Source organism: Nocardia sp. NPDC059236 (assembly GCF_042754085.1).
GTDB lineage: Bacteria > Actinomycetota > Actinomycetes > Mycobacteriales > Mycobacteriaceae > Nocardia.
In genome coordinates, this window is record NZ_JBHZAF010000002.1 from 372,540 (window position 1) to 380,901 (window position 8,362).

Sequence of the window (8,362 nt, forward strand, 5' to 3'; positions counted from 1 at the left end):
CCGATCACTAGGTTGGATGCGTGAGCGCACAGGATTTGTCACTGGAACTTCGCCGTGCCCTGTCGGCCATCGCCCGCGTGCCACGGTTGCTGGTCGCTTCGGACTACGACGGGACGATCGCGCCCATCGTCTCCGACCCGACCAAGGCCTATCCCCATCGGGAGTCGGTGAGTGCCTTACGCGCTCTCGCCGGACTCACCGGAACCACCGCCGCCGTGATCTCCGGTCGCGCCCTGCGCGATCTCGCGGCCCTGTCCCGGCTGCCTGTCGAGGTGCAGCTGATCGGTAGTCACGGTTCGGAATTCGATGTCGGCTTCGTGCACGCCATCGACAATGACGCGAAACAGCTGCTGCAGGAGGTCACCACGACCCTGACGCAGATCGCTCAGGACAATCCGGGCGCTTCCGTCGAGATCAAACCGGCCAGTGTGGCCCTGCACGTCCGCAATGCCAGCCCCGAAATCGGCCGTCGCGCAGTCTTTGCGGTGCGCCAGGGCCCGGCCAGCTGGGTCGGCGTGCAGACCACGGAGGGCAAGGAGGTCATCGAACTCGCGGTGGTCGAGACCGACAAGGGCGCGGCACTCGATATCGTCCGGCATCAGCAGGGCGCCTCGGCGGCACTGTTCATCGGCGACGACGTCACCGACGAGAAGGCCTTCAAACGCCTCTCCGGACCGGACGTCGGCATCAAGGTCGGCGACGGCGAATCGCTGGCCGAATACCGGGTAGCCAGCACCGAGGAGGTGTCGAAGGCGCTGGCGTTCCTCCTCGAGGAACGCCGCACGTGGTTGGCAGGTGCCTCCGCCCCTCGAATCGAGCGGCTGACCATGCTGGCCAGCCCGCGCTCCAAAGCCCTTGTCACACCGGACGGCACCGTCACCTGGCTGTGCCACCCCGAACCCGATTCCGCCGCCGTCTTCGCCCATCTGCTGGGCGGACCGGGCGCGGGCCACTTCACCATTCAGCCCGAGCGCGCCAGCCTGCCGCTGTCGCAGCGCTATGTCGACGGCACCATGACCGTCGAAACCCGTTGGTCCAGTTTGCAGGTCGTCGACTACCTGCCGCACGACGTGGTACCCGAGCGCACCGACCTGACCCGCGTCATCACCGGTGACGCCAAAGCGGTCATCACCTTCGCGCCGCGCCCCGAATTCGGGCAGGTGCCGGTGCGGCTGCTGCCCGCGACCGGCGGGCTCAAGGTGGAGGGCCCCAACGATCCGATCGTGCTGCGCTCCCCCGGCGTGGAATGGGAGATCATCGACGACGGCAACCACCACACGGCCCGCGCCGTGGTCGACCCGCGCCAGGGACCGATCGTGCTCGAAATGCGCTGCGGCACCTCCGATCTCGCGCCCGCCATGCGGGCCGAGTCGGACCGCCGCCGGGAGGCCGAGCGGTACTGGGCCGAATGGGTGGGCACGCTCGAACTGCCGCCGCTCAAGCCGGATCTGATGAAGCGCTCGGCGCTCACCCTGCGCGGGCTGGTGCACTCGCCGTCCGGATCCATCCTGGCCGCGGCCACCACCTCGCTGCCCGAGGACATCGGCGGCGTGCGCAACTGGGACTACCGCTACTGCTGGCTGCGCGACGCCTCGCTCACCGCGTCCGCGCTGGTCTCGCTGGGCTCGCTCAGCGAGGCCGAGGATCTGCTGGCCTGGGTGCACCGGGTGCTCGAGACCCTGCCCGGACCCGAGCGACTGCACCCGCTGTACACGCTCTACGGCGAGACGCTGCCCCCCGAGGCCGTCATCGACCAGCTGCCCGGCTACGCCGGCTCGCGGCCGGTGCGCGTCGGCAACGCGGCGAACATGCAGGTGCAGCTGGACGTGTTCGGGCCCATCGTGGATCTCATCTCCCAGCTCGCGCACGCGCGGGAACGCAAGGGCATCAACGATCCCGCGAAGGCGCTGCCGGATGCGGACTGGGAACTGGTGCACGCCATGGTCTCCGCGGTGCAGCGCCGCTGGCGCGAGGCCGACCACGGCATCTGGGAGATCCGCGGCAATCCGCGCCACCACGTCTACTCCAAGGTCATGGGCTGGCTCACCGTGGACCGGGCGCTCACCCTGTCCCGGCAGTTCGGGCGGCCGGCGGATCCCGAGTGGGAGCCGCTGCGCGACACCATTGCCGACGAGGTCCGCACCGAGGGCTGGAACGACGAAGTCCAGTCCTACACAGCGGCTTACGACGGCACCGACCTCGACGCCGCCACGCTGCACATCGGGCTCAGCGGGCTGATCGATCCCTCGGATCCGCGGTTCGCGGCCACCGTGGTGGCCACCGAGGCCGAGCTGCGCAGCGGATCGACGGTGTACCGGTACCACCACGACGACGGGCTGCCCGGCGGCGAGGGCGGGTTCCACCTGTGCGCCGCCTGGCTGGTGGAGGCGTACCTGCTCATCGGCAAGCGGGAGGACGCCGAGGCGTTGTTCGCTCAGCTGGTGGATGTGGCGGGACCGACCGGTCTGCTCTCCGAGGAGTACGACCCGGTCGCCGAACGCTCGCTCGGCAACCACCCGCAGGCGTACTCGCACCTCGGCCTGCTCCGCTGCGCGCAGTTGCTGAGCCTGCCGGTCGCGGCGATGACCTAGGCCGGACCGCACTGCACGACCGAAGCGGCCCCCGCGAACATCTGTTCGCGGGGGCCGTTTTCTGCACGGGGCCGAGGTAGGCCGCAGGTGTCGCAGGCCACATCTCAACCTGGGGCTAGGGACCTAACGGTCGTTTGCGCTACATTCAAATGGCAATCGTTTTCGTTACTAGTAAGCCGCAGTGCCAGGAGTACCCCGCGTGACCACCAGCTTCGCCCGAGGATTCGCCGTGTTCGCCGCCGGACTTGCGACGGTCGCCACCGTGACCGCCTGCGGCAGTGCCAAGAGTTCCGATCAGCCGACCGTCGTCGCCTCCACCAATGTCTGGGGCGATATCACCCGGGCCGTCGCCGGGCCGGACGTGACCGTCGAATCGATCATCGACGACCCCGCGGTGGACCCGCACTCGTTCGAGGTCTCCCCCGCCGACGCTGCCAAGATCACCGACGCCAAGCTGGTCGTCTACAACGGCGGCCACTACGACGAGTTCATCGACAAGGCCATCGCGGGCCGGAACACGAAGACGGTCAACGCCTTCGACATCGCCACCGAAGGCGATCACGCGCACGAGAGCGGTTCGGCCGCACCGACTTCCGCGCGGACCGAGGCCGCCGGTCACGACCACGAGTCCAATGAGCACGTCTGGTACGACCTGCACCAGGTCGGCCACATCGCCCAGCACATCGCCGACGCCCTCGGCGAGATCGACCCCGGCCACAAGCAGGCCTTCACCGACCGCGCCGCCGCCTTCGCCGCGCAGCTGGCCCCCATCGAGGCCGTGACCGCCAAGATCGCCGCCGAGCACCCGAACCAGCCGGTCCTGCAGACCGAGCCGCTCGCCGCCTACCTGCTCACCGCCGCCAAGGCCGACGACAAGACCCCGCACGCCTTCCAGGAGGCCGTCGAACAGGGCACCGACCCCGCGCCCCAGGACGTGGCCACCGCGCGAGACCTGTTGAGCGCCAAGCAGGTCCGCGCCCTCGTCTACAACATCCAGACCGAGGACAAACTCACCAAGGACCTGCGCGCCACCGCCGACAAGTCCGGCGTCACCGTCGTCGAGGTCACCGAAACCCTCCCCAAGGGCCTGGACTACGTCACCTGGATGACGAACAACGCCCAGGCCCTCGCCAAGGCCCTCTCCTGACCGACCGCCGCATCCGGGAGTACCACCATGACCGCGAACCCCGCGCAGGCCGCGCAGGCACCCGACGCCGGCGTGACGACGCCCGAAGCCGGTTGTGCCCTCACCGCCGATACGAACACCATTGCGGCGCAGGTCGAAACGACGGCGAACGCTGCCGCCGGCGCGCCGGCCACGGGCGCAGGCAGCGCACACGGCGGCCGGGGCGCACCGGCCGTGCGGCTGTCGAATGCGCGGCTGTCGTTCGGGGAGCGGACGTTGTGGCAGGGGCTGGATCTCGAGGTGACGCCGGGGGAATTCATTGCGGTGCTGGGGCCCAACGGGTCCGGGAAGACGTCGTTGATGCGGATGCTGCTGGGGCAGCTGGGGCTGACCGCGGGAACCGCGGAGGTCGCGGGATCGCCGGTGCGGGTGGGGAATCCGGATATCGGATATGTGCCGCAGCAGAAGACCATCGAGGGCGGGGCGCAGCTGCGCGGGGTCGATCTCGTCGGGCTCGGGGTGGACGGGCATCGGTGGGGGCTCGGGCTGCGCGGGCGCAGGGAACGCAAACGCAAAGTGGCGGCGGCGATCTCGGCCGTGGGAGCGGAGAGGTTCGCCTACGCGCCGCTGGACGCGCTCTCGGGCGGCGAACAGCAGCGGCTGCGGGTGGCGCAGGCGCTGGCCGGTGATCCCCGGGTGCTGCTGTGCGACGAACCGCTGCTGTCGCTGGATCTGGCGAATCAGCGGCTGGTCTCCGAGCTCATCGACCGGCGGCGGCGCACCCACGACACCGCGGTGCTGTTCGTGACGCACGAGATCAATCCCATTCTGCCGCTGGTGGATCGGGTGCTGTACCTGGTCGACGGGCAGTTCCGGATCGGCACGCCCGACGAGGTCATGACCTCCGAGACCCTCTCCGAGCTCTACGGCACCGAGGTGGACGTGCTGCGCGTGCGGGGCCGCCTGGTGGTCGTCGGCACCGGCGACGCCATGGACGCCCTCGGCGAATCCGGTGCGGCCCACTGCCATGGCGAAAACAGGCACAGCCATGGCGAAGACAAGCACAGCCACAGCAAGCAGGCACCGGAGGCGCGGGCATGATCGACAAGCTGTCCAAGCTGTTCTCGCAGATGTTCGACGTCGCCACCACCGCCCATCTGCTGTCCTACGACTTCGTGCAGCAGGCGGTGCTCGCCGCCGCCCTGCTCGGCCTGCTGGCCGGGGCCATCGGCCCGCTCATCATCAGCCGCCAGATGTCCTTCGCCGTGCACGGCACCAGCGAGCTCTCGCTGACCGGCGCGGCGGCCGCGCTGCTGGCCGGCATCGGCGTCGGCCTGGGTGCCATCATCGGTTCGGTGGTGGCGGCCGTGCTGTTCGGCGTGCTGGGTTCCCGTGCTCGCGAACGTGATTCGGTGATCGCCGTGGTGCTGTCCTTCGGCCTCGGCCTGTCGGTGCTGTTCCTGTGGCTCGGCCCGGAACGCGCGGGCTCCAAGTTCTCGCTGCTGACCGGTCAGGTGGTCAGCGTGGGGAATTCCGGCCTGGGCCTGCTGGCCACCTGCACCGCCGCCGTGCTGGTGGTGCTGGCCGCCGTCTACCGCCCGCTGCTGTTCGCCAGCGCGGATCCGGAAGTGGCGGTGGCGCGCGGTGTTCCGGTGCGGGCGCTGTCCATCGTGTTCGCCGTGCTGCTCGGCGTGACCGCGGCCTTCGGCGTCCAGATCGTCGGCGCGCTGCTGGTGCTCTCGCTGCTGATCACTCCCGCCGCCGCGGCCGCCCAGCTCACCGCCAGCCCGGCCCGGGTGGCGATCCTGTCGATCGTGTTCGCCGAGATCGCCGCCGTCGGAGGCATTCTGCTGTCGCTGGCCCCCGGCGTCCCGATCTCGACCTTCGTCACCACCATCTCGTTCACGATCTACCTGATCTGCCGGGTGGTGGGCAGCCGCACACGCAATCGCCGCGGAGTCCTCGTCGCCGCCTGAGTTTCGCACCGGATCCCGCGAAACCGGCTGCGATCAGCTGCCCTCGCCCGCCAGCGCGAACAGGCCGTCGGGGGTCTGCTCGATGAGGCCGTCCACCAGCAGCGAATCCAGGGCCCGATCCCGCTGGCCCGGATCGCGAGTCCAGGCCAGGTCCAGCCGAACCCGCTCCACGGGACCCGACGCCCCGCGCAGGACGTCGAGCAGGCGGCCCCGCGCCTGCCGGTCGGTGCCCTCGTACTTCTGCACGCGCCGCACCACCTCGGAGGCCGGGCGGCCCGCGGTGACCCAGGCGCACACGGGAAGTGGGCAGCGCTCGCAATCCGGGGTCCGCGCGGTGCAGATCAGCGCGCCCAGTTCCATCAGGGCGGCAGACATGACGGCGGCCCGGTCGACCCGCGCGGGCAGCAGGGACTCGGTTTCCGCGAGATCGCGGTTCGCCGGATTGCCCGCCTCGGCGCGGCCGTGCACGGCGCGGGCCACCACGCGGCGAACATTGGTGTCCACCACCGGAACTCGCTGCCCGTACGCGAAACAGGCCACGGCACGGGCGGTGTACGCCCCGATCCCGGGCAGGCTCAGCAGCACGTCCACGTCGGCCGGCACCTCGTCGCCGTGCTCCTCGGCCAGCACCCGGGCGCACTCGTGCAGCCGCAGCGCGCGCCGCGGATAGCCGAGTTTGCCCCAGGCCCGCAGGACGTCGCCCTGCGGTGCGGCCGCCATGGCGGAGGGCACCGGCCAGCGGGCCACCCACTCCCGCCAAATGGGTTCGACCCGCACCACCGGCGTCTGCTGCAGCATGATCTCGCTCATGAGGATCTGCCACGCCGTGACGCCGGGCCGTCGCCACGGCAGGTCCCGCGCGGTCTCGCGATACCAGTCGATGAGCGCGTCGCTGTCCACCTTCGCCTCCTCCCGGCCGTTTCGGAGCCGGGAAATCCCGCACGCCGCCACGCGCGATGGTATCCATTTCGGCGAGGCCGGTTTCCGCCCACCCGGCGGCTCACCGGGCGCGCAGCGATCCGGTCGGCGCGTCTTTGCCCGACCGTAACGCTGAGGACTCGCCGGTAACCAGAGGGCTATGGAAAATGGGACACATGCCGCACAACAACCCGATCAGTGCCTGGAAAGCCTTGCGCGAAGGCAACGAGCGCTTCGTCAACGGCACGTTGCAGCACCCTAGCCAGGGCGCGGCCGACCGGGCCAAGCTCGTCGCCGGGCAGCAGCCCTCGGCAGTTCTGTTCGGCTGCGGCGACTCTCGCGTCGCCGCCGAGATCATCTTCGATCAGGGTCTCGGCGACATGTTCGTGGTCCGCACCGCAGGTCACGTCATCGACGCCTCGGTGCTGGGCTCCATCGAATACGGCGTCCAGGTGCTGTCGGTGCCGTTGATCATCGTGCTCGGCCACGACAGCTGCGGCGCGGTCCGCGCCACCATCGACGCCCTCGACCACGGCAATGTCCCCGGCGGGTTCATCCGCTCGGTCGTCGAGCGTGTCACCCCGTCCATCCTCATCGGCCGGCGCGAGGGCCTGGAATCGGTCGACGAGCTCGAGGCCCGCCACGTCGAGGAGACCGCCCGCCTGCTCATGCAGCGGTCGATGATCATCTCCCAGCGGGTGGCCACCGGCGAGTGCGCCATCGCCTGTGTCACCTACAACCTCGGCGACGGCGAGATCAAGCTGCACCGCGTCATCGGCAACATCGGCGAAGTGGTCTAGCCCGGCTCGAACGGGGTGGCGTCGGTTCTGCCGGGGATGCGCGTTTCGCTCCCGCGGGCGGCGGAATTTACCGCCCCCGTAGGCGCTTTCACGTCCGACACGCCGACACCCTGCTCGGGATGACCCGGACGGTGCCCTTACCGTTGACACCGTGCTGGAACCGAACGGACCACTGCCACCCGAAATCTACTGGCGCCGTCGCGCGGTCGCGATCGGCGCGATGGTGCTCGGCCTCGCGCTGGTGATCTGGGTGCCCTTCGCGCTGTTGAAGGGCGGCGGCGACCACAAGACGGACGCCAAGGCCACCACCTCGAGCGCCGCGGCCACCACCAAGGCCGCGAGCAGTTCCGCGAGCGCCCCGGAGCCGAGCGCGGCCAAGCCGTCCGCTGCCGCCGCCCCGACCGCCATCCCTCCCGCCGCGCTGGGTCTGTGCCCCGACCAGTCGCTCGCCGTGAAGGTGACCGTCGGGCAGCCCACGTACCGGGTCGGCGAGCAGCCGCAGTTCGGCATCGTCATCACCAATATCTCCAGCGCCGCCTGCGAACGCGATATGGGGTCGGGCCTGCAGCTGGTCCAGGTCCAGTCCCTGGACGGCCAGCGCAGGCTGTGGTCCAGCACCGACTGCTACCCGGACGGCACCCCCGACCTGCACACCCTGGCCCCCGGCCAGCAGGCCGCCTTCACCGTCACCTGGTCCGGCGCCACCTCCCAGCCCAACTGCGCGGGCGACCGCGTTCCCGTTCCGGCGGGCCCCTACACCGTTGTGGCGCAACTCGGTTCGGTCCGCAGCGCCCCGGAGCCCTTCAATCTCGCCTGAATTCAGCACACTGCGGCGGAGGCCGGGATCCGATCGATCGGATCCGGGCCTCCGCCCGTTTTGGCGAATTGCGGGGGATTCGGAACCCAATCCGGGGCGGCGCGGAATAGGATACCCGGCCGCCATAGGTTTTG

General features: G+C 70.1%; 7 protein-coding genes. 6 read left to right on the forward strand and 1 reads right to left on the reverse strand.

What is annotated here, in order from left to right; translation table 11 throughout:
- Positions 1 to 20: 20 nt before the first annotated feature.
- The 4 genes from otsB to ACFXIV_RS06835 all read left to right on the forward strand — a co-directional run bounded on the left by otsB (position 21) and on the right by ACFXIV_RS06835 (position 5,693).
- On the forward strand, positions 21 to 2,591 hold the full coding sequence (otsB, locus tag ACFXIV_RS06820) for a trehalose-phosphatase (protein WP_379398229.1): 2,571 nt from the start codon (positions 21 to 23) through the stop codon (positions 2,589 to 2,591).
- A gap of 199 nt (positions 2,592 to 2,790) precedes the next feature.
- Entirely contained in the window at positions 2,791 to 3,738 is a 948-nt protein-coding gene (locus ACFXIV_RS06825; RefSeq protein ID WP_379398231.1) for a metal ABC transporter solute-binding protein, Zn/Mn family, read from the forward strand.
- 27 nt (positions 3,739 to 3,765) lie between these two features.
- The gene (locus ACFXIV_RS06830) at positions 3,766 to 4,818 is read left to right on the forward strand and encodes a metal ABC transporter ATP-binding protein (protein WP_379398233.1); all 1,053 of its coding nucleotides are present in this window, start codon (positions 3,766 to 3,768) and stop codon (positions 4,816 to 4,818) included.
- Positions 4,815 to 5,693 (forward strand): metal ABC transporter permease, encoded by an 879-nt coding sequence (locus tag ACFXIV_RS06835; RefSeq protein WP_379398235.1) that lies wholly within the window; start codon positions 4,815 to 4,817, stop codon positions 5,691 to 5,693. Before ACFXIV_RS06830 ends, ACFXIV_RS06835 begins: the two co-directional genes overlap by 4 nt.
- 33 nt (positions 5,694 to 5,726) lie before the next feature.
- Here the strand turns inward: ACFXIV_RS06835 and ACFXIV_RS06840 are convergent, their stop codons facing one another.
- Positions 5,727 to 6,593, reverse strand: coding sequence for an A/G-specific adenine glycosylase (locus ACFXIV_RS06840; protein ID WP_379398237.1), 867 nt, complete (start codon positions 6,591 to 6,593; stop codon positions 5,727 to 5,729).
- 194 nt (positions 6,594 to 6,787) lie between these two features.
- Here ACFXIV_RS06840 and ACFXIV_RS06845 point away from each other — a divergent pair, with 194 nt between their 5' ends.
- Together ACFXIV_RS06845 and ACFXIV_RS06850 are read left to right on the forward strand one after the other, a co-directional pair.
- Positions 6,788 to 7,411, forward strand: a complete 624-nt coding sequence (locus ACFXIV_RS06845; protein ID WP_379398239.1) for a carbonic anhydrase — start codon at positions 6,788 to 6,790, stop codon at positions 7,409 to 7,411.
- 151 nt (positions 7,412 to 7,562) lie between these two features.
- Positions 7,563 to 8,228 carry a hypothetical protein gene (locus ACFXIV_RS06850; RefSeq protein ID WP_379398241.1) on the forward strand — a complete coding sequence of 222 codons (666 nt, stop codon included), beginning with the start codon at positions 7,563 to 7,565 and terminating at the stop codon, positions 8,226 to 8,228.
- The last annotated feature ends 134 nt before the right edge of the window (positions 8,229 to 8,362 follow it).

Bases quoted from the DNA above. Each gene is read 5' to 3' on its own strand.
- ACFXIV_RS06830 (WP_379398233.1), top strand. From the start codon at position 3,766: ATGACCGCGAACCCCGCGCAGGCCGCGCAGGCACCCGACGCCGGCGTG.
- ACFXIV_RS06835 (WP_379398235.1), top strand. From the start codon at position 4,815: ATGATCGACAAGCTGTCCAAGCTGTTCTCGCAGATGTTCGACGTCGCC.
- ACFXIV_RS06845 (WP_379398239.1), top strand. From the start codon at position 6,788: ATGCCGCACAACAACCCGATCAGTGCCTGGAAAGCCTTGCGCGAAGGC.